The 17,468-nt window shown below is 58.5% G+C and carries 26 protein-coding genes and 2 tRNA genes; 14 read left to right on the plus strand and 14 right to left on the minus strand.

Annotation, left to right across the window (positions count from 1 at the left end; all coding sequences use genetic code 11):
* Nucleotides 1-103 precede the first annotated feature (103 nt).
* On the plus strand, nt 104-226 hold the full coding sequence (locus AC3WOY_RS05605; protein ID WP_492421591.1) for a hypothetical protein: 123 nt from the start codon (nt 104-106) through the stop codon (nt 224-226).
* On the opposite strand, the gene AC3WOY_RS05610 is transcribed toward AC3WOY_RS05605, so the two are convergent.
* Nucleotides 223-501 carry a hypothetical protein gene (locus AC3WOY_RS05610; protein WP_492421593.1) on the minus strand — a complete coding sequence of 93 codons (279 nt, stop codon included), beginning with the start codon at nt 499-501 and terminating at the stop codon, nt 223-225. The genes AC3WOY_RS05605 and AC3WOY_RS05610 overlap by 4 nt on opposite strands.
* Before the next feature lie 294 nt (nt 502-795).
* On the opposite strand from AC3WOY_RS05610, the gene AC3WOY_RS05615 reads away from it, so the two are divergent.
* The gene (locus AC3WOY_RS05615; RefSeq protein ID WP_492421595.1) at nt 796-1,128 is read left to right on the plus strand and encodes a hypothetical protein; all 333 of its coding nucleotides are present in this window, start codon (nt 796-798) and stop codon (nt 1,126-1,128) included.
* On the opposite strand, the gene AC3WOY_RS05620 is transcribed toward AC3WOY_RS05615, so the two are convergent.
* Nucleotides 1,125-1,313, minus strand: a complete 189-nt coding sequence (locus tag AC3WOY_RS05620) for a hypothetical protein (protein ID WP_492421597.1) — start codon at nt 1,311-1,313, stop codon at nt 1,125-1,127. The genes AC3WOY_RS05615 and AC3WOY_RS05620 overlap by 4 nt on opposite strands.
* Before the next feature lie 162 nt (nt 1,314-1,475).
* On the opposite strand from AC3WOY_RS05620, the gene AC3WOY_RS05625 reads away from it, so the two are divergent.
* From AC3WOY_RS05625 to AC3WOY_RS05640, 4 genes are all read left to right on the plus strand, one after another.
* Complete coding sequence (locus AC3WOY_RS05625) at nt 1,476-1,706, plus strand: hypothetical protein (RefSeq protein ID WP_492421599.1); 231 nt, start codon at nt 1,476-1,478, stop codon at nt 1,704-1,706.
* 202 nt (nt 1,707-1,908) lie between these two features.
* The gene (locus tag AC3WOY_RS05630) at nt 1,909-2,268 is read left to right on the plus strand and encodes a hypothetical protein (protein WP_492421601.1); all 360 of its coding nucleotides are present in this window, start codon (nt 1,909-1,911) and stop codon (nt 2,266-2,268) included.
* A gap of 149 nt (nt 2,269-2,417) precedes the next feature.
* Nucleotides 2,418-2,849: a J domain-containing protein gene (locus AC3WOY_RS05635; protein ID WP_492421603.1), complete on the plus strand. Its 432-nt coding sequence runs from the start codon at nt 2,418-2,420 to the stop codon at nt 2,847-2,849.
* Between the two features lie 309 nt (nt 2,850-3,158).
* Entirely contained in the window at nt 3,159-3,536 is a 378-nt protein-coding gene (locus AC3WOY_RS05640) for a hypothetical protein (RefSeq protein WP_492421605.1), read from the plus strand.
* 57 nt (nt 3,537-3,593) lie between these two features.
* Here AC3WOY_RS05640 and AC3WOY_RS05645 read toward each other — a convergent pair whose 3' ends face one another.
* On the minus strand, nt 3,594-5,219 hold the full coding sequence (locus tag AC3WOY_RS05645) for a HupA family protein (protein WP_492421607.1): 1,626 nt from the start codon (nt 5,217-5,219) through the stop codon (nt 3,594-3,596).
* A 472-nt stretch (nt 5,220-5,691) separates the two neighbouring features.
* Between AC3WOY_RS05645 and AC3WOY_RS05650 the strand changes: the two genes are divergently transcribed.
* Both AC3WOY_RS05650 and AC3WOY_RS05655 read left to right on the plus strand, forming a co-directional pair.
* Complete coding sequence (locus AC3WOY_RS05650; RefSeq protein WP_492421609.1) at nt 5,692-5,961, plus strand: hypothetical protein; 270 nt, start codon at nt 5,692-5,694, stop codon at nt 5,959-5,961.
* Between the two features lie 258 nt (nt 5,962-6,219).
* Complete coding sequence (locus AC3WOY_RS05655; protein WP_492421611.1) at nt 6,220-6,732, plus strand: surface-adhesin E family protein; 513 nt, start codon at nt 6,220-6,222, stop codon at nt 6,730-6,732.
* Between the two features lie 69 nt (nt 6,733-6,801).
* Here the strand turns inward: AC3WOY_RS05655 and AC3WOY_RS05660 are convergent, their stop codons facing one another.
* From AC3WOY_RS05660 to AC3WOY_RS05680, 5 genes are all read right to left on the minus strand, one after another.
* Nucleotides 6,802-6,942: a hypothetical protein gene (locus tag AC3WOY_RS05660; protein WP_492421613.1), complete on the minus strand. Its 141-nt coding sequence runs from the start codon at nt 6,940-6,942 to the stop codon at nt 6,802-6,804.
* 131 nt (nt 6,943-7,073) lie between these two features.
* On the minus strand, nt 7,074-7,244 hold the full coding sequence (locus AC3WOY_RS05665) for a hypothetical protein (RefSeq protein WP_492421615.1): 171 nt from the start codon (nt 7,242-7,244) through the stop codon (nt 7,074-7,076).
* A gap of 214 nt (nt 7,245-7,458) precedes the next feature.
* A complete protein-coding gene (locus AC3WOY_RS05670) occupies nt 7,459-7,668 on the minus strand; it encodes a hypothetical protein (protein ID WP_492421617.1) in 210 nt (69 codons plus the stop codon).
* 62 nt (nt 7,669-7,730) lie between these two features.
* On the minus strand, nt 7,731-8,147 hold the full coding sequence (locus tag AC3WOY_RS05675) for a SpoIIAA family protein (protein ID WP_492421619.1): 417 nt from the start codon (nt 8,145-8,147) through the stop codon (nt 7,731-7,733).
* An 80-nt stretch (nt 8,148-8,227) separates the two neighbouring features.
* Nucleotides 8,228-8,554, minus strand: a complete 327-nt coding sequence (locus tag AC3WOY_RS05680) for a hypothetical protein (RefSeq protein WP_492421621.1) — start codon at nt 8,552-8,554, stop codon at nt 8,228-8,230.
* Nucleotides 8,555-8,796: 242 nt separating this feature from the next.
* On the opposite strand from AC3WOY_RS05680, the gene AC3WOY_RS05685 reads away from it, so the two are divergent.
* From AC3WOY_RS05685 to AC3WOY_RS05695, 3 genes are all read left to right on the plus strand, one after another.
* The gene (locus AC3WOY_RS05685; RefSeq protein WP_492421623.1) at nt 8,797-9,228 is read left to right on the plus strand and encodes a cupin domain-containing protein; all 432 of its coding nucleotides are present in this window, start codon (nt 8,797-8,799) and stop codon (nt 9,226-9,228) included.
* A gap of 44 nt (nt 9,229-9,272) precedes the next feature.
* On the plus strand, nt 9,273-9,884 hold the full coding sequence (locus AC3WOY_RS05690; protein ID WP_492421625.1) for a hypothetical protein: 612 nt from the start codon (nt 9,273-9,275) through the stop codon (nt 9,882-9,884).
* Nucleotides 9,885-10,040: 156 nt separating this feature from the next.
* Nucleotides 10,041-10,116, plus strand: a tRNA-Asn gene (locus AC3WOY_RS05695).
* Nucleotides 10,117-10,153: 37 nt separating this feature from the next.
* Here the strand turns inward: AC3WOY_RS05695 and AC3WOY_RS05700 are convergent.
* Nucleotides 10,154-10,627, minus strand: a complete 474-nt coding sequence (locus AC3WOY_RS05700; RefSeq protein WP_492421627.1) for a site-specific integrase — start codon at nt 10,625-10,627, stop codon at nt 10,154-10,156.
* A gap of 191 nt (nt 10,628-10,818) precedes the next feature.
* On the opposite strand from AC3WOY_RS05700, the gene AC3WOY_RS05705 reads away from it, so the two are divergent.
* Together AC3WOY_RS05705 and AC3WOY_RS05710 are read left to right on the plus strand one after the other, a co-directional pair.
* Complete coding sequence (locus AC3WOY_RS05705) at nt 10,819-11,421, plus strand: nucleotidyltransferase domain-containing protein (protein ID WP_492421629.1); 603 nt, start codon at nt 10,819-10,821, stop codon at nt 11,419-11,421.
* Nucleotides 11,402-11,833, plus strand: a complete 432-nt coding sequence (locus tag AC3WOY_RS05710) for a hypothetical protein (protein WP_492421631.1) — start codon at nt 11,402-11,404, stop codon at nt 11,831-11,833. Before AC3WOY_RS05705 ends, AC3WOY_RS05710 begins: the two co-directional genes overlap by 20 nt.
* Before the next feature lie 245 nt (nt 11,834-12,078).
* On the opposite strand, the gene AC3WOY_RS05715 is transcribed toward AC3WOY_RS05710, so the two are convergent.
* Complete coding sequence (locus tag AC3WOY_RS05715; protein WP_492421633.1) at nt 12,079-13,767, minus strand: methyl-accepting chemotaxis protein; 1,689 nt, start codon at nt 13,765-13,767, stop codon at nt 12,079-12,081.
* Nucleotides 13,768-13,832: 65 nt separating this feature from the next.
* Nucleotides 13,833-14,255, minus strand: coding sequence for a hypothetical protein (locus tag AC3WOY_RS05720; RefSeq protein ID WP_492421635.1), 423 nt, complete (start codon nt 14,253-14,255; stop codon nt 13,833-13,835).
* 106 nt (nt 14,256-14,361) lie between these two features.
* Between AC3WOY_RS05720 and AC3WOY_RS05725 the strand changes: the two genes are divergently transcribed.
* Nucleotides 14,362-14,562, plus strand: coding sequence for a hypothetical protein (locus tag AC3WOY_RS05725; protein WP_492421637.1), 201 nt, complete (start codon nt 14,362-14,364; stop codon nt 14,560-14,562).
* 18 nt (nt 14,563-14,580) lie between these two features.
* On the opposite strand, the gene AC3WOY_RS05730 is transcribed toward AC3WOY_RS05725, so the two are convergent.
* From AC3WOY_RS05730 to acs, 3 genes are all read right to left on the minus strand, one after another.
* Nucleotides 14,581-14,937, minus strand: a complete 357-nt coding sequence (locus AC3WOY_RS05730; RefSeq protein ID WP_492421639.1) for a CzcE family metal-binding protein — start codon at nt 14,935-14,937, stop codon at nt 14,581-14,583.
* 151 nt (nt 14,938-15,088) lie between these two features.
* Nucleotides 15,089-15,179, minus strand: a tRNA-Ser gene (locus AC3WOY_RS05735).
* A gap of 154 nt (nt 15,180-15,333) precedes the next feature.
* Complete coding sequence (gene acs, locus AC3WOY_RS05740; RefSeq protein WP_492421641.1) at nt 15,334-17,316, minus strand: acetate--CoA ligase; 1,983 nt, start codon at nt 17,314-17,316, stop codon at nt 15,334-15,336.
* Nucleotides 17,317-17,468: the final 152 nt, after the last annotated feature.

The raw sequence follows: 17,468 nt of genomic DNA on the forward strand, positions 1-17,468 counted from the left end.
GGCACCGCCTTCCCCGCAATCATCCGCATTCTGCTTGACAACGCTCAAGCCGTACGGAGTAACTGCCTGTTACATTTCTCACTCAATGAGGGAGGAGATTGCAATGCAAAACTACAAGGACAGCCTGAACGCAGCAGTGACATTCAACGCATACCTCGTCAATGCGGCGATGGAGTACTGGCGCGCCATGTCGTATCCGGCGCTGTATTACGCCAGGTACCTCTAACGCGCCCCCTGGTTCCCTGCATATCCATGCAGCCAGTGCGTCATGTCGCGCACCTCGGCGAGACGCTCGCGGATTGCGTTTCTCGCCGGCTGCGCACCTTGCCGGTTCATCCTGGCCGATGATGGGGCAACCTCGAGCGCAGCCTGGACCACATAGCGCACCAGTTCCTGATATTCCTGCCTGTCTTCCCGGCATGCATTGCGAGGAAGAAGCCCGGCTTCCACGGCCTTTTTCAAGGCCGCATCAAGCATTTCCTCGGTAACCAGTGTGTTCATGTTGAACCTCTCATGAATGATGCACGTTGACTCATGCACAGTGTGAACGCGCTTTATGACGCGACAATGAACCGCAGGCATTCCCTTTGATTTCCCGCTGCCTCACCGCTGTTGCATCCGCTTTACGAATCCCGGCAGGCACCTGACTCTCGGGAATATGCAATGTTGCCTGGAGCAAAATACATGCCGCGCCAAAATCGGGCAAAAAGAGCGAAAAAGCGGCTGCTCTCCCATATATATGGCTAGGACGCCAAGAGTGGGCGGTGATTAAATGCACATTTGAAAACCGACTCAATGCACGCCGATTTCAACATCATGCGGAGAAAAAAGAACACCCCGACGGTTCACTGTTCCGAATGTCAGTCACGCCTGCCTGCGCAAGCAGAGGCCTGTTCTGAATGCGGTTATCCGGTCACTGCCCATATGCACCAGAACAGTTTGCATGAAGAGGCCGGCAACGCCGACCTGGAATACAAGCTGGTACAGTTGCTCGGCGCAGTCGTATTTGTTGCCGGAGTCTTTGCAGCCTTCGCAGAGTCGCCGATCGCTGCCACCGTTGCCCTTACCATTGGCGGAGCAACCTATCTCAGCGGCCTCATGGGCGCTTGGTGGAACAGCGGGGATTAAACCGCAACTTCCGTTCCGGCTTCCTGCGCATCGCTGCGCGCTTGCAATACCTCCCGCAGCGCCTCTGCAAGCATGTCGAGTTGCATCTGGCCCGACACCATCATGGTCGGAAGGCCGCAGGCCCGCACAGCCTGCTCAAGTTTGCGCAATGCGGCGAGTTCGCCTGAAGGTAGTTGCGTTGACATGCTTTTGTTTCCGCGAAAAAAGATCCGAACTCCCTAGACCTTTTCCCGGACACTTTGTTCCGGACCGGCAAGCCTGCCCCTTTTCCCTCGCACTTCAACCGGCCTGATCCCCGTCAAGCGCCCCACAAGCTCCCTTGATAGGATGAAGAAAAAGGAAAGGCAATGCAGATCGAGACTATCGGCAAATACCAGCTTCATCTCATCGCGCATGAACTCCCCAAGGGGGAGTGGGATCCTTTCATCACCATCCTGCGCTTCGATGACGAACAGCAGGATTTCCGCTGCGTCCTCGAAAAGCAGCGCGCTGGCGATCATCCCTGCGCCAGTTACGAAGACGCGATTGACGTCGCTCGCCGCGCTGGCACATCGATCATCCAGTCCGGTCAACTCTGACTTGGCCCATATGTCCCGCTGTCATCGGAACAAGATTTCGTTGACTTGGGATAATGTCATTTTTTACCCATGCCAGCATAATGGTCTTGTGGCGAACTGCGCATGCAAGTCCCATCGGTCATCCTTGCAATGCGATCGCCCTGCATGCTAACGGACATCCGGGCCTTGGCTTCGGATGCGTTTTCATTTCAAGGAAGGGCTTATGAAAGATTGGCCACACGGGGGCAGAAGATATGTGCTGCTTCTCGGCCTTGCGCCTTTCCTGCACGGATGCATGACGATGCCCAGCGAAGGACAAGGGCGCCAATGGGGCGAATCCGGCTTGCGGGTCAAACGCGAATCCGCATTGCGCGCCGCCTGGCGCGGGCGTCCTTATCAGTCCCTTCTGGATGCTTTCGGCACGCCGCGCATGGTGATGACTGTGCCGGGCTACCGCCCCATCCGAACCGATGTCATCGTCTATGGCGCCACGGACAAAGTATCCAATTGCATCGATGCCTTTACCGTCATCCGTCCCGGCTCGGATGACGAGGTAACGGTCACGGATTATTTTTGCCGCTGAACCAGCGCATCCAGGCAACAGCGTTCCCTCTTGATAAAGTGCAATGAGATGCATTCCCAAGCGTCTACCATGGCACAAGGCTCTGCTGCGTGAACGTTGCGCCGCGCGCCGAATCCATCAATAAGAAAACTTCTTTTCGAGCTGCCGCCATGGCACGGATCCACACGCATTACGACAACCTGAAGGTCGCCCGCGATGCTCCACCTGAAGTGATCCGCGCCGCCTACAAGACACTGTCGCAGAAATATCATCCTGACCGTCACGGAAATAGTGCCGAGGCTATCCGCATCATCCAGATCATCAACACAGCCTATGCCGTGCTGTCCGATCCGGCAAAGCGCCGCGAGCATGATGACTGGATATTCCGCAATGAAGCATCGGCACGCAACATCGGCGAACCCGAATTCAGGGAATGCAACGTCACGCACGGCCCGATCCGCAGCCATTCTTCGCGGCGCTCTCATCGCCGGCATTCCTTTGCCTACTATTACCTGCGTTATGAAATGTCGCTCCAGCGTGCTGCCCACAAGCTGCGCATGATGCTGGACCGGTACTCGCGCAAGCTCTTCCGGAAGACCTGATAGTCATTTGAGCGCGCGCATCGGCTGCATGCCATGCAGATGACGAGACGCAATTCCCTGCCCTCCCACGGATGCTGTAATCAGGAAAAACAACACCACATCCAGGAGACTTCCATGCTGTATGCAGTGATCTCGCTCGCAGGACTCATCACGGCCGGACTCGTAGCCGGTGCGTGCATCAACGTCCTTCTGCAGCTCGAGGATATCGACAATGCCCGCTGAAGGGCATGCTCCTCCCCTCTGGTTTCACGGCTACAATAGTGAACGCGTGTCATCTCGGCGTGACTAAGCAGGAGGAGGTACCGACGAATGGAATGCAACGATCGGTCACTATGGCAAAAAATGGCCTTCAAGCTGCAATACATCTGGCGCCTGGCGATTCCATTCTGGCGCTTCCGCGACGCCGGGAAAGGGACGCTCGAACAACGCATGGCGAACTACCGGCATAACCGTTCGCAACGCGACATCCTTCCCTTTTATCTCTGGAAATGGATTGGCATTGCAATCTGCATGTTCCAGATCATGCGCCTGCTATCCGGCCTCATGGCCGCCACCGCAGTCGAAAGCGCGAACCATCTCTATGCCACGCTGTTTTGCGTGAGTGCCGGCATCGGTTTTGCGTTTTCCTGCATCGTGATTGCGCTGCTGACGAGCAGCTACGTATTCCTCAGCTGTGTGAAGAAATAGACCCGGGCATCGGTATGCCACGGCCGCTGATCGGCCGTGGCAACTCCGGGCAAGGTGCTACTGCTTGCGGCCGATGAAGCCGCCGATGATTGCTGCGCCGCTGGCTGCGGACATGCGGAAGGCACCGGCGATTTCGGCAGGGCCGGCACCGCTGGACCCCGTCGCGACAACCGGACCGAACAACCGGCCGCCGACACCACCGCTCAGTGTGCCGTTGGTTACCGTTCCTGTCAGGTAGTTGGCGACATTGGCGCTGGCGGCGCCAAGCGCGGTCGTTGTGGTGAACGTTGCCGGGACCGGTGTTCCTGCCGCGTCAAATGTTGACGTGTTCTGCACGGTGATAACGGCCTCGCGCGTGGCGAAGTTCACGGTCACGGTTGCCGTGCCGCGGAACACCGGCGGCTCCGTCAATGTGCCGCTGCCATACCAGCCATACGCAATGCCGGAATAGGTTGCCGTACCGGTTGTGGGGACAGCCGTCGGCACCGTGACATCGCCGAAGGCAACGATGCCGCGGCGGTTCTTGTTGTGCTCGTTGCCGACATTGGCCCACTCTTCGATCAGGACAGTGTCCTGCGATACCCAAGTGCCCAGGTTGGCATACTGCAGGCCCCAGTTCGAGAAGTTGCGATACCCCTTCGAACCCGGGAACGGCACACCCACACCGGTACCACCGGAAAGGATCGTCACCGTGCCGCCCGGGCCGGGAATACCATTGCCAGCATGGATGTCGCCATCCTCATGCAACCTGGCTACGCTTGCCCAGTCGGGGATCGTTCCACCGGTGCGCCAATCGCCAGCCTGGTTCTGCAGCCCCGTCGATTCGACGGTCGGGCATGGCGTGACATCCGCCGGGCAACGCGATGGATTGCCCGTACGCGGGAAATAAGCGTTGTTGGCATAGTTCGCCTGCGTGCCGCTGGTTCCGCGCGTGGCGAAGTCGTAGAAAGTCAGGTCGGATGGATCGGGTAATGTGCCGAAAGCGAGTGCGCCGGCTGAATTCAGTTGCGTGCGACTCATCACCGTGCGGAAAGTTTCGATGATTGGCGGACGCTCGGTGCGGCCATCCCACGAGAGGCCGAGGTTGCTCAACAGCAGGGCCGCCGTCGTCAGGTTTCCAGCCGCATTCTTGGCGACGCGCACTTCGGCCACGCCGTTGCCGTCCTCGAGCGCGAAGCCCGATGCACTCGTCTTCATCGTGTTGTTTGCAGCAAGGTCGCTGGTTGACTTGCCATACACTTGTACGCCGGAGCTCGACAAACCAATGCCGTTGTCCGTCCGGATGATGCCGCCGCCGCTACACTGGAATCCCGCACCATCGGCGCAACTCATGGTTGTCGCGCCGGCTACGGCACCGGGTGCAGTTGGCGTTGTTCCAGTCGACGGTGTTCCAGTCGACGGTGTTCCAGTCGACGGTGTGCCGGTCGATGGGGTACCGGTAGACGGCGTGCCAGTGGACGGCGTGCCGCCGCTCGAGGTATCCGGCTGAACCGCAGGCGACGAACCGCCGCCGCCTCCCCCGCATGCCGTCAGGACTGCGGCGGCGATGAGCGCGGCGCAAAGCGGCTTGATATTGAAGCCTTGCCGCTCCATGTCACGCTCCCCGGCGCTGGCGTTATCGCGGTGCCTTCCCGAGAGCTTCTGCACCGCCTCTTTTTTATCTTTATCGATGAGCTTTTCCATCCCGAACCTTTCATGTTTGTCGCATTGACGTTTCCCCGGATGAGATCGAGGATCCGTGTTGATTTCTCTCTGCCGGCTGGAACCTGATCGGTGCGCCACCATTCCAATACACTGATATGCATGCCGGAGAGGCGGCGCAATATTTGTTGCTTTCCCGGCTGAAGCTCATCATCTATTGCTTCGGAAAATCGCTTTTTGAGAACTATTAAGGCGAGTGCATTTGCGCATCGCCTGCAACACACTGTTACCAAGGCTCGAAACAGTGCGCATGAAGTGCCGCACGGAACGACCTGCATTGGCATGGCTAAGACGATTTCGCGAGCGAAGAGAAATGAACGTGACTACTGGAAAGTGTGTGTCGAATTATCGACACGGACAGAAGAAAAACTCTAAAACAGGACGTCGCGCGATACGAGCCGGAGATCGAGATTTATACTGAAAATTGTGCGATGCAGTGACCTGTGAGGCGATCATGGATAAATCACATTCGCGGCCATTGACCAAGCGTGTGCCGCCCGCCAGCAAAGATGCGTTCAACCTCAATGTGGTAGTCCGTCAGCGCGGTGCGTCCGCCAAGCGAGAACCGCCGCAGGGCAAGTTGAGCCGGGAAGACATTTCGCGGTGCATCAACATCTGGGCAAGCATGTACCTCGATGCGGATGATGCCGCGGAGTCGGGCGAACTCTGCCTGCCGTCACGCCCCTGGCTCGGGAGAAACCCTTCGATGAAGCGTTTCGAATAGCCGATAAAAAACCGGCTCGTGGCCGGCTTGTGAAAGACCCTTGTAGGGCTTGGGGATATCGAATACTACAACATCCCGGAAGCGCAATGGAATAATTTGCGCGCCGCCGGTATTCCCGCTCCTCTCTCCAGCGGCAATCCGCATCGCGCTCTCCGCGCACTTGCATCGCACCTTCTCCGTAAAGCAATAGAAATGTCTCCGTGAAGCCGCTACTATTCCAGGGTTGACGGAAAACAATAACATCGGGGAGTGAGCGCAATGAACAGGTTCCTGGCGACATGCATCGCCGCAGCGATGACGATGACTGCATCGCCATCCTTCGCCCAGGCAAACGGAGACAAGCCCCTCGATTCCCTCTACGAGCGGGGCCAGCGGGAAATGGCGCCGAACTGGCGCGGCCTCGGGAAGACCCATGAGTCGGCTGTATTCATCCACCAGGAAGTCAGGAAGGCCGACAACGGAATGCTGTCGGTGTGGACCCACCATGAGTTGCCTGCGCCGGGATACATCGACAAGGAGAAGCCCTATCTGTCCACCCGTGACCGGATGCTCGTCGATTGCAAGGGAGGACGCACGGGTACGACGGATATCGCCTATTACTCGGAGCGGTTCGGATTCGGCATGGTGGTAGGCACGGCGCGGAAGAAGGGAGAACTCGCCGATGTCGTCCCCGACTCGATCGAGGAACTGCTGCTGAAGGTGGTATGCGCGCCAAAACCAGTGAAGGCGCCGCAGAAAGCGAAGACGGTTGCACCGCCGGCGAAGGAATAGCCGATCCGCTTCCACCTTGCATGTGGAAGCGGCACACCGTTCACTTCACCGTAGCGGGCAACGAGAACCTTACTTGAACGACTTGACTGCGAGGATGAGCAGTCCGATCGATGCCGATGCTTTCACCGCCACCGAGCGCAGCCTGTCGGTATTCAGAAGCGCAAGACGGCTTCCCTTCAAACGTATCCTGTTGTGCAATGACCTTCCCATGTCGCCTCCTCCGATCACTGGAAACTTCCAGTTACAGAAATTATAGGAAGCAGGTCCTTACAGGAATGTGACACCAAGCACAATCGCAATTGCGCAGCCGCAAAAACAACAGCTGCGCTCATTCCATCCTGTCAGCCACGGATGCCAAGTGCCGGCACCACCGGGGGCAACGTACCTCCCGGTCGAGGCGTCGCAGTTTTCGCCTTGGCTCCATCGTCTTGCCTGCGGTCGCATGCGGCGACAACCGAGACAACGATCAGTACAAGAATGGCAAGGCGCTCTTGGGCGGGGCGTGGGGGCATGGTCTACCTTCTTCACTGCGGAGACCGTCCTAGACCTCAAATCGTTTCCGCGGTTCAACCCAAGCGGCGAAAAAGGACGATTCCGGCTCGTTTCGTGGCCATGTTGACAGTGAAGATTGACAGGACTGCAATCGACTGCTGCCATGCGCGGTAATCATGCAGCGCTAACGCACGCCGCAACGGCCACGGAGACCACAAACTGCCGCATGATCCGTCACCAGCCCAGTCCAATGCCGACGCCGCCGCCACTGCGCCCGCCCCATGAGCCGGCGCCGATGCCGATGCGGACACCCGCGCCCGGGTAGGTCGGGTCGTTGTGCACGCTGTTGGGATCGTTTGCTGCCGTAGCGTCGTGCCCGTTGGGCGCGGACGCGCAGCCGGCAAGGCAAGCCAGCGCCAGCAGCGCAAGAAGTCGGGATTTCATGATGCCTCCGGAAACTCGTTCGATGAAGTTAGAGTGTGTCCGGAAGGGGCGGTTCGACGGTGTCAGGCAGGCTGGACCAGCCAGGCGAGTGCTTCCGCCTTCTCGTGGAATACCTTCACGCCGAGTGCATCGGGGTCGATCAGGGCCATGGCGGTGTCGGCCGATATCTGAGAAAACTTCGCCGGGCTGTAGACCCAGGCAAAACGCTGCATGCCCAGTTCCTTCATGCGAGGAAACCACTCCTTCGCCGCCCATTCCGCCGCGCCCATCCACAAGCCGCGCACCTCGGTATTGTCGTTAAGGATGCGGAACGCCTCGTGCCTGACCATCATGTCCAGGAGATGCTCGCATCCATGCGTGCCGGTATTCATGCTCTGGTAACCCTTCCAGCAGGCATGAAGGATCCGAGTGTCTGAGTCGAGGAAAATATCGATGGAAGAGTCGCTGTACAGCTCGAGCATGGCGTCCTGAATATGCATGAAGGCCCGGGTAAACGGGCCGGTCGATAGTAGCACATGCAGTACACCTTGGCAGACGAGCGGCGCGCCCGCCCCTTGCCTCAGCGGCAGAAGTAATTGACTACGGTGGGAACGCCCGCGTGATTGATGGTGAAGGCATGCGCGCAGCTTGCGGGAAGCTTTGCATGGTCGCGATAGACCACGACAGTGGTGTTGCGCGAGTTCGGGTATTCCATGACGCTGCTCGGCTCGCCATAGGTTTCGAGCAGGTCCTTGTACGGTTTGCCTGCCCATACGAGATTCAGTTGACGCTCGCCGCCGGCGCGCTTTACCGTTCCGTTTTCCGTTTTGCTCGACGCGCATCCGGCGACCAGCGCCATCACCACGCAACTCACGCCAGCCCTGAAGAGGCCTGCTCCTTTTTTCAATTCCCGCTCCTTGCCGCCAACTGTTGAAGATACAACTACGCGACTAATTGTATGGACAGCCAATGTTGGTCTCAAGACATGGATATGGGATTTCCGAGTGGCAAGAATGACCGATTACGGATTCGTTGACGCAAGTTAAGACCGCTGCACCGCCCGCCGCTTTCACGGTCAGAAAAATCCTCACCTTCGATACAGACTTATACTGGTGCAGCGACCGGTTTTACTCTACCCAAGGAATCTTCATGCGCGAACAGACAACAGAGCAGCGCGTCACTGCCGTAAGGCCGGACAAGGAAATCCTGACACGTCAGCGCCTACCCTATTTCATCGGCGTATCCGAAGAAACCGCAGGAGCACGCGGGCTGTCGATGCATCTCGTGGTGATTCCACCCGGGGCGCGTGCCGCTCCACACGTGCATGAGGGATACGAAACCGCGATATACGTACTCGAGGGCCGGGTGGAGACGCGGTACGGCAAGGCATTGGAACAATCCGTGGTGTCCGTCGCCGGCGATTTCCTGTTCATTCCGCCAGGCGTCCCGCACGAAGCCATCAACCTGAGCGAAACAGAACCGGCGCGCGCCGTTGTCGCCCGCGATGACGCGAACGAACAGGAGCGCGTCGTGCCGTACGACTTGCAGGGAGCCCGCCCCGGCGATTCGCCAGCGGCGTGAACGATTCCCGCGATCCGGCGACAAACCCGGTTTGGAGGCTGCGCATGGGCCGAACCACCACGCACGACATCAATCGCCTCATCGGCGAATTCACTGACCAGCAGGAAGCCTGGGAAAAGGATCCCGCACATTTCGACTGGGCACGGTTGGAAGCCCTGGCGCAGGATGGCGCACAGGCATACAACGAAGGTGCAGGACCATCCTTCCATGCGCTCGCGCTGGACGGTGTCGAGCACAGCGCATTCCACGAGCGTTTCCTTGGCTTCCTTCTCAAAGCCGGCTTCGATCCTTTCCGGCTCGCCCGGCCCGGCACGGGTGTCGCCCCGATCTCTGTCATCGACCATGCAAGTCTTTGCGAGGCTGCGGACATGAATCCTTCATCGGCCCGCATGCGCGCCGCCCTGATGGAGATCGCACGAGAACGCTTCGCTGCGGCAGCAGAAGAAGCTGCGACAAAAAGCCGGATTGCGCCGGAGACGGCACTGGTGGTGGCCGCATGCGCGGAATCGATGCCATCCGACCTGCTTGAGCGCATCGCGCCGGAACTGGTCAGCCAGCACCAGACCGGCGTGCGCCGCCGCGCCGTCAATCCGGTGGAAGGCTACCTGAGCCCGGTGGAAATCATCGTGGAAAGCAGCCACGTCCCCTATGGCTGACAGGAAATGGAACTCCGTGCGGGCCAATCGCGGCTCGCTTTTCGGCGGTGCCGGTCTACACTGAAAGCGGGATTGGTGCCGAAACCAAGGAGCCCGCATTCATTGTGCGAGGGCACTAGACTTTTTGGCGGTGCGCTACTACAATCTCGCCTCTCTTCCCCGATAGCTCAGCCGGTAGAGCGACGGACTGTTAATCCGCAGGTCCCTGGTTCGAGTCCAGGTCGGGGAGCCAAAGAATTCAAAGGCTTACGAGAAATCGTAAGCCTTTTTCATTTCTGGTCCTGTGTCGTATTTGTGACCTCATTGGCCACCTCATTTGCCACATTAAGCAGATTGCCCACCACCTCGGCATGTTTTGCCATGTGCGCCGGAGCCAGATGCGCATACCGCCGCACCATTTCCACCGATTTCCAACCGCCCATTTCCTGCAAGTCGTACATCGGCGTGCCATTTTGGACCAGCCAGCTTGCCCAGTATGCCGCAAGATCGTGCCAGCGGAAATTCTCGATTCCCGCCCGTTTTAACGCGCTACACCAAGCCTTGTTATTGACCTGGTGGATCGGTTTCCCGGCATAGGTAAACACGTAATCCTTGTGCTTGCCTAACTGGCGTTGCAACAACTCGACCGACAACTGACTGAGCGACACGTGGATATCTTCCTTGCCCTTCGCCTTGTCGCCCGGAATCCACGCCGTGCTACGCGGCAAATCCACTTGCTCCCACGTGAGTTTGATGACGTTCAACTTTGCGTCATTGTAATACGCTGGATCGCTATTGACCGAGTTGAGTCAAACACCTGCGAAATTAAATGTCTGCTCTCCGTCTAAATAACTAATTAAGAGCAAAATTTCATACCAGTCATCTATTTCTAATTGACAATGCTAAAACAATAGAACGCTTGATAATACCCTAAAAGGGAATTATCATACCTTTTATGGGTATTAATTCTATTGGACTAGCTGACGCACTTTTCTCCAAAGTACAACAACGTGTACTCGGACTTCTGTTCGTCAACGTAGACCGCAGTTTTTACACGAATGAAATCGTTCGCTTCGTCGATTCAGGAATCGGCGTCGTACAACGCGAGCTGGAAAAACTGTCCGCTTCAGGACTGGTGTCCGTCACAAAAATCGGAAATCAAAAGCACTATCAGGCCAATCGTGATGCGCCGATCTTCGATGAACTGCGCGTCATCATGCTCAAAACAGTGGGCTTGGCCGATATCCTGCGCCTGGCTTTATTGCCTCTCGCCGATAGGATTCAGGTGGCATTCATTTACGGTTCCATCGCCAAAGGCAGCGATACCATACACAGCGATATTGACGTGCTGATCATCGGTAAAGAGCTGGCATATGCTGATGTGTACGGCTCACTAAGCCCGAGCGAAGCCCAACTTGGACGCCCCGTGAATCCCTCGATTTATTCAATGCAGGAATTGCAGCGCAAGCTGGCCGACGATAATGCTTTCGTGTCACGTGTGCTGAAACAACCCAAGATTTTTCTGATAGGCTCTGCGGATGACCTCCCCCAACCTTGACAATCTGGTCAAGACCGGCAGTCTGAAAGCCGAGCCACCAAGCCAGGGCGAATTCAACGGTTTGCTGCGTTCCGCAAAGGCGCGGCTGACCGATGCTCGCAATGCTGGCCTTGCCATCGAAAGCCGATTCGATCTGGCTTACAACGCATCCCATGCGTTGGCGTTGGCCGCACTGCGGTGGCATGGCTACCGCTCGGATAATCGCTATATCGTTTTCCAATGCCTGCAACACACGCTGGAAGTGAAGCCTGAAATCTGGCGTGTACTGGCGCAATGCCATCAACGGCGAAACCTTGCCGAGTATGAAGGACATCTTGAAGTCGATGATCAATTGCTCGCCGAACTGATTGCTGCCGCTGATTTATTGCTGAAGAAGGTCGAAGCGCTCGCGCCGATCAAGCCAGCCGTATAATCAAAAAATGCACTGTGCCGTCATTGTGACGTGACGTAGAGGAATCACCCTTTGACGCCCTTGGGCGGCATCGAAAACAAAACGTGGCAAGCGTTGTAAGCAACTGATTATTAAAGAAATTTAAAAAATATTTACGACTGTTAATCCGCAGGTCCCTGGTCCGAGTCCAGGTCGGGGAGCCAAAATTCAAAAAGGGCTGCATCGCTGCAGCCCTTTTTCTTTTGCGCATCGCCTGCGTCAGGCACTCATGCCGCTCTCCAGCTTCCCAAGCTGACCACCCGGCCGGACGAGGCCGGTGCAAGGCCGGTGCGGCCGGCAGGTGCGGCAAGTCCCGGCAACGCCGACTCCTGTCCTGCCGCAGCCATATCGTCCGACACGTCGATCCTGAACAGGCGCACGATCTCTTTCAATGAATGCGCCTGGTCCTGCAGCGAAGCGGCGGCGGCGGCGGCCTGCTCCACCAGCGCCGCGTTCTGCTGGGTCGCCTCGTCCATCTGGTTGATCGCCAGGCCCACCTGCTCGATGCCGGCGCTCTGCTCGCGGCTGGCCGAGGTGATCTCGCCCATGATGTCGGTGACGCGCTTCACGCTATCGACGATCTCCTGCATCGTGTCGCCGGCGTCGTTCACATAGCGCGTGCCGGCATTGACCTTCTCCACCGAGTCGCCGATGAGACCCTTGATTTCCTTGGCTGCGGTGGCCGAACGCTGCGCGAGGTTGCGCACTTCGGCCGCCACCACGGCGAAGCCGCGGCCCTGCTCGCCTGCCCGTGCTGCTTCGACAGCCGCATTCAATGCAAGGATGTTGGTCTGGAATGCGATACCGTCGATCACGGCAATGATGTCCACGATCTTCTTCGACGACTCGTTGATCGAGGACATGGTGTCGACGACCTGCGATACCACCATGCCGCCCTTCAGCGCGATCTCCGCCGCCGAACGCGCCATACCGTTGGCCTGCGCCGCGTTGTCCGCGTTCTGTTTCACCGTCGAGGTCAATTCTTCCATCGACGAGGCCGTTTCTTCCAGAGAGCTGGCCTGCTGGTCGGTGCGTGCGGACAGGTCATGGTTGCCGGCAGCAATCTCGCTCGATGCGTTGGCAATGGTGTCGGTGCCGGTACGGACCTGGGCGACGATGGAGGCGATGCTGTCACGCATGCCCTTGATCGCATGCAGCAGGCTATTGTGGTCACCTTCCTTGAGGGTGATATCGACCGTCAGGTCGCCCTGCTCGATACGGCGCGTAACTTCCACCGCATATTCCGGTTCGCCGCCCAACTGTCGCAACAGGCCGCGCGAAATCAGCAGGCAGATCGCGGCCAGCAATGTCGCCAGGACCACCGTGCCGACCGAGAATTTCTGCACGCGCTCGATGACGGCTGCGTCCACGGTGTCCACATACACACCGGACCCGATCACCCAGCCCCATGGGGCGAACCCTTTCACATACGAGACTTTCTGCACCGGCTCTTCCTTGCCGGGCATCGGCCACAGGTAGAACACGAAGCCCGCACTACCCGCCTTGACCGTATCCACGAACTCGACAAACAGCCGTTTGCCGGTTGGGTCCTTGTTTTCCGACAGGTCCTTGCCGTCCAGCTCGGGCTTGATCGGATGCATCACCATCTTCGGGTGCATGTCGTTGATCCAGAAATATTCGTTGCCGCCGTAGCGCAGCGACTTGACCGCATTCATCGCCTGCTTCTTCGCCTCGTCCTGGCCCAGCACGCCCTTGGCCGCCAACTGTTCGTAGTGCGCGAGGAGCCCGTACGCGGTTTCGACCGACTGGCGGACGCTCGCCTTGCGCTCGTCGAGGATCAGGCTGCGCTCGGAATACAGGAATAGTGCAGCAAGAACGATGATGCCGAGCACGGCGCTCACTGTCAGCACGCCGAGTTTCCTGGCGATGCTCATGGATTGAAGTCGATGGAACATGGCGTTCTCCTCCCGGATAAGTGCCGCCGGGTCTTGCCCGCCGGCGTGTTTGTCTATGTTTTTGATTATAGGAAGCGCTTGCCCGATTCAAGCCGGATGTGATGAAAGATGAGATTTGCGTGGCGGCCGCGCATTAAAATTTTGGCAATGCGCCGCCTTTTCCCGATGCTCACAGCAGCCGGGAAAAGGCCTCCGCCGCGATAGGCATCCCGAACAGGAAGCCTTGTGCCGATGTGCAGCCAATTGCAGCTGGAAATGCAGCCGCCTATTCGCAGGCCGCCGTTATCCGCAAAAAATCCCATGGATATGGCAGGCGAAAAGCGTCCATATCCGCTTATATTGCAAATAGGCAAGAGTTTTCCATCGTCGGCGAAATCAGTGAAGCCAGCGCAGAACAAAGCCGCGACATGCAGCAGAACGCGGCACTGGTCGAAGAAAGCGCCGCCGCAGCCGAAAGCCTGCGCACGCAGGCCCGGCAGCTCGTGCAAGCGGTGGCGGAGCTCAAGCAGGGAACGGAACGGTCTCGCCTGACAGCTTCAGGCGGATGATGCCGAGGTGCGACAAGACTTAGCGATTACTTGTGGAGGATGCCCTATGCTTCGGACAGACGCAGCGCGAACCGACAGGTTCCTGGAATACCTCGAAGAGCGGATCAAGGTAAAGCGCGCCGAATACGCCCAACCGGGCACTTCGGCACGCAGCCGGGATATCCTTGAAACCGAGATCGCGGAAGTGCGGGCGATCTGCAGGGCGTACAGGGAGCAATTCCTGGACGACTGTGTCGCGGGCCATTAAGCCGGCCGGCCAATACGATTATTGTCCAAGCCCGCGATCACCATCCCCTCCGCCAATGTATCGCGGGTCCGGTGCAAGATAGACGAATACTGGGCGGCCGAGCACGCCGGGCGGCGCAACCCGGCTGAGATCGAAATGGCTGACGCCAGTGCCGACATTGAATGCCCAGGCGAAGGATTGGCCGCCGACAACGAACTTCACGATATCGCCGCCGGTGACGTTGACCCATTTTGTGTCGGGCCGGATTTCGATGCTCTGGGTTGCCGCGGCGTCCGGGGCTGGATCGCCAAGCAATTTGACCGGCGGCGCAGCGTTGAAGTGCGCGCATGCGGACAGGACAACAACGGCGCAGAAGGGAACTCGATGCCAATTCATGAGTGACCTGCACAGGTTTTTAAGTATTTGGACACCGACACCGCCGCGCCGTTCGCTGATCGGAAGTGCTGTCGCAGGAATAAACTCAGTAGTGCCGGAAAACAAAAAACCCGCATCAGCTGACAGCTCGATGCGGGTTTTCTTTACTGCTTGGCGGAGAGGGGGGGATTCGAACCCCCGATAGGCTATGAACCTATACACGCTTTCCAGGCGTGCGACTTAAACCACTCATCCACCTCTCCTGGATTCGGGTTCGCAAGCGCGAAGCCCAAGATTATAGCAAAGACTTTCCCGTTTGTTGCACATTTTCTGTTTCATGCCGGAAAAGCCATAAAAAAACCGGCGCGGCTTGTGGCCGCACCGGTCCTTTCAGTCTCCTCGCGTTGTCGGCTCTGCTTATTGCGCCTGTTTCAGTTGCTCCAGGATTGCCGGATTTTCGAGTGTGGATACGTCCTGGGTGATCTGGTCGCCCTTGGCGAGCACGCGCAGCAGGCGACGCATGATCTTGCCGGAACGTGTCTTCGGCAGGTTGTCGCCGAAGCGGATTTCCTTCGGCTTGGCGATCGGGCCGATTTCCTTGGCCACCCAGTCACGCAGTTCTTTCGCAATTGCCTTGGCTTCATCGCCGGTCGGACGTGCGCGCTTGAGCACCACGAAGGCGCAGATTGCTTCGCCGGTGGTTTCGTCCGGCTTGCCGACCACGGCGGCTTCGGCCACCAGCGGGTTGGCGACCAGCGCGGATTCGATTTCCATCGTGCCCATGCGGTGGCCCGAGACGTTCAGCACGTCGTCGATACGGCCGGTGATGGTGAAGTTGCCGGTCTTTTCGTTACGTACCGCGCCGTCGCCTGCCAGGTAGAGCTTGCCGCCCAGTTCTTCCGGGAAGTAGCTCTTCTTGAAGCGCTCCGGATCGCCCCAGATGGTGCGGATCATCGACGGCCACGGACGCTTGACGACCAGGATGCCGCCCTGCCCGTTCGGCATGTCATTGCCGGTTTCGTCCACGACGGCGGCCATGATGCCCGGCAGCGGCAGCGTGCAGGAACCCGGAACCATCGGCGTGACGCCCGGCAGCGGGCTGATCATGTGGCCGCCGGTCTCGGTCTGCCAGAAGGTATCGGCGATCGGGCACTTTTCGTTGCCGACGTTCTTGTAGTACCACATCCAGGCTTCCGGATTGATCGGCTCGCCGACGGAACCGAGCAGGCGCAGGCTGGACAGGTCGTACTTCTTCGGATGCACGTCGGCATCGGCGTCGGATGCCTTGATCAGCGAGCGGATCGCGGTCGGTGCGGTGTAGAAGATGGTTGCCTTGTGCTTCTGGATCATGTCCCAGAAACGGCCGGCGTTCGGATAGGTCGGGACGCCTTCGAACACGATCTGCGTCGCGCCGACAGCCAGCGGGCCGTAGGCGATGTAGGTGTGGCCGGTGACCCAGCCGATGTCGGCGGTACACCAGAAAACGTCGGACGGCTTGATGTCGAAGGTCCACTTCATCGTCAGCATCGCCCACAGCAGGTAGCCGCCGGAAGCATGCTGCACGCCCTTGGGCTTGCCGGTGGAGCCGGAGGTGTAGAGCACGAACAGCGGGTGTTCGGCATCGACCCATTCCGGTTCGCAAGTTGCGGCCTGGCCGGCGAGCACTTCGTCGAGCCACTTGTCGCGGCCGGCGACGAAGTTGATGTTGGCGCCGGTGCGCTTGTAGACGACGACGTTCTTGATCGTGTCGCAACCGCCCATGGCGAGCGCTTCGTCGACGATGGACTTCAGCGGCAGGTGCTTGCCGCCGCGGACCTGCTCGTCGGCGGTGATGACGGCGACAGCGCCGGCATCGATGATGCGTTCCTGCAGGGACTTGGCGGAGAAGCCGCCGAACACCACGGAGTGGGTCGCACCGATACGGGCACAGGCCTGCATGGCGGCAACGCCTTCCACCGACATCGGCATGTAGACGACGACGCGGTCGCCCTTCTTGATGCCGAGGGCTTTCAGGCCGTTGGCGAACTGGCAAACCTTGTCGTGCAGTTCCTTGTAGGTGACCTTGGTCACCTGACCGCCGTCCGCTTCAAAGATGATCGCGGTCTTGCCGGCGTTACCGTTCTGCAGGTTGCGGTCCAGGCAGTTGTAGGAAACATTGAGCTGCCCGTCTTCGAACCAGCGATAGAACGGAGCCTCAGACTCGTTCAGGGTCTTGGTGAAGGGCTTTTGCCATGCGATGTTCTCGCGTGCAAGCTGCGCCCAGAAACCCTCGTAATCGCGCTCTGCTGCGGCGCACATCGCCTTGTAGGTTTCCATACCGGAGATGTTCGCGTTTTTGACGAAGTCTGCCGGCGGGTTGAAGATGCGATTTTCCTGCTTCAGGGTTTCGATGTCGGACATATTGTGTCTCCCGCGCTCATGATGAATTGAAGCGAAGTTAAGCTTTTACTCTTACTGAAGCCTTACATGACGATTGAACATGCTCATCCGGGCCTTCCCGGGCATGGCGGAGGAGCCGTTTCAATTCCGGAAAAATTATCACTCTGGCATTG

It is taken from the genome of Noviherbaspirillum sp. FW303-A3 (assembly GCF_058788695.1).

Bases quoted from the DNA above. Each gene is read 5' to 3' on its own strand.
- AC3WOY_RS05605 (WP_492421591.1), top strand. From the start codon at position 104: ATGCAAAACTACAAGGACAGCCTGAACGCAGCAGTGACATTCAACGCA.
- AC3WOY_RS05610 (WP_492421593.1), bottom strand. From the start codon at position 501: ATGAACACACTGGTTACCGAGGAAATGCTTGATGCGGCCTTGAAAAAG.
- AC3WOY_RS05615 (WP_492421595.1), top strand. From the start codon at position 796: ATGCACGCCGATTTCAACATCATGCGGAGAAAAAAGAACACCCCGACG.
- AC3WOY_RS05620 (WP_492421597.1), bottom strand. From the start codon at position 1,313: ATGTCAACGCAACTACCTTCAGGCGAACTCGCCGCATTGCGCAAACTT.
- AC3WOY_RS05625 (WP_492421599.1), top strand. From the start codon at position 1,476: ATGCAGATCGAGACTATCGGCAAATACCAGCTTCATCTCATCGCGCAT.
- AC3WOY_RS05630 (WP_492421601.1), top strand. From the start codon at position 1,909: ATGAAAGATTGGCCACACGGGGGCAGAAGATATGTGCTGCTTCTCGGC.
- AC3WOY_RS05635 (WP_492421603.1), top strand. From the start codon at position 2,418: ATGGCACGGATCCACACGCATTACGACAACCTGAAGGTCGCCCGCGAT.
- AC3WOY_RS05640 (WP_492421605.1), top strand. From the start codon at position 3,159: ATGGAATGCAACGATCGGTCACTATGGCAAAAAATGGCCTTCAAGCTG.
- AC3WOY_RS05645 (WP_492421607.1), bottom strand. From the start codon at position 5,219: ATGGAAAAGCTCATCGATAAAGATAAAAAAGAGGCGGTGCAGAAGCTC.
- AC3WOY_RS05650 (WP_492421609.1), top strand. From the start codon at position 5,692: ATGGATAAATCACATTCGCGGCCATTGACCAAGCGTGTGCCGCCCGCC.
- AC3WOY_RS05655 (WP_492421611.1), top strand. From the start codon at position 6,220: ATGAACAGGTTCCTGGCGACATGCATCGCCGCAGCGATGACGATGACT.
- AC3WOY_RS05660 (WP_492421613.1), bottom strand. From the start codon at position 6,942: ATGGGAAGGTCATTGCACAACAGGATACGTTTGAAGGGAAGCCGTCTT.
- AC3WOY_RS05665 (WP_492421615.1), bottom strand. From the start codon at position 7,244: ATGCCCCCACGCCCCGCCCAAGAGCGCCTTGCCATTCTTGTACTGATC.
- AC3WOY_RS05670 (WP_492421617.1), bottom strand. From the start codon at position 7,668: ATGAAATCCCGACTTCTTGCGCTGCTGGCGCTGGCTTGCCTTGCCGGC.
- AC3WOY_RS05675 (WP_492421619.1), bottom strand. From the start codon at position 8,147: ATGCATATTCAGGACGCCATGCTCGAGCTGTACAGCGACTCTTCCATC.
- AC3WOY_RS05685 (WP_492421623.1), top strand. From the start codon at position 8,797: ATGCGCGAACAGACAACAGAGCAGCGCGTCACTGCCGTAAGGCCGGAC.
- AC3WOY_RS05690 (WP_492421625.1), top strand. From the start codon at position 9,273: ATGGGCCGAACCACCACGCACGACATCAATCGCCTCATCGGCGAATTC.
- AC3WOY_RS05705 (WP_492421629.1), top strand. From the start codon at position 10,819: ATGGGTATTAATTCTATTGGACTAGCTGACGCACTTTTCTCCAAAGTA.
- AC3WOY_RS05710 (WP_492421631.1), top strand. From the start codon at position 11,402: ATGACCTCCCCCAACCTTGACAATCTGGTCAAGACCGGCAGTCTGAAA.
- AC3WOY_RS05715 (WP_492421633.1), bottom strand. From the start codon at position 13,767: ATGTTCCATCGACTTCAATCCATGAGCATCGCCAGGAAACTCGGCGTG.
- AC3WOY_RS05725 (WP_492421637.1), top strand. From the start codon at position 14,362: ATGCTTCGGACAGACGCAGCGCGAACCGACAGGTTCCTGGAATACCTC.
- AC3WOY_RS05730 (WP_492421639.1), bottom strand. From the start codon at position 14,937: ATGAATTGGCATCGAGTTCCCTTCTGCGCCGTTGTTGTCCTGTCCGCA.
- acs (WP_492421641.1), bottom strand. From the start codon at position 17,316: ATGTCCGACATCGAAACCCTGAAGCAGGAAAATCGCATCTTCAACCCG.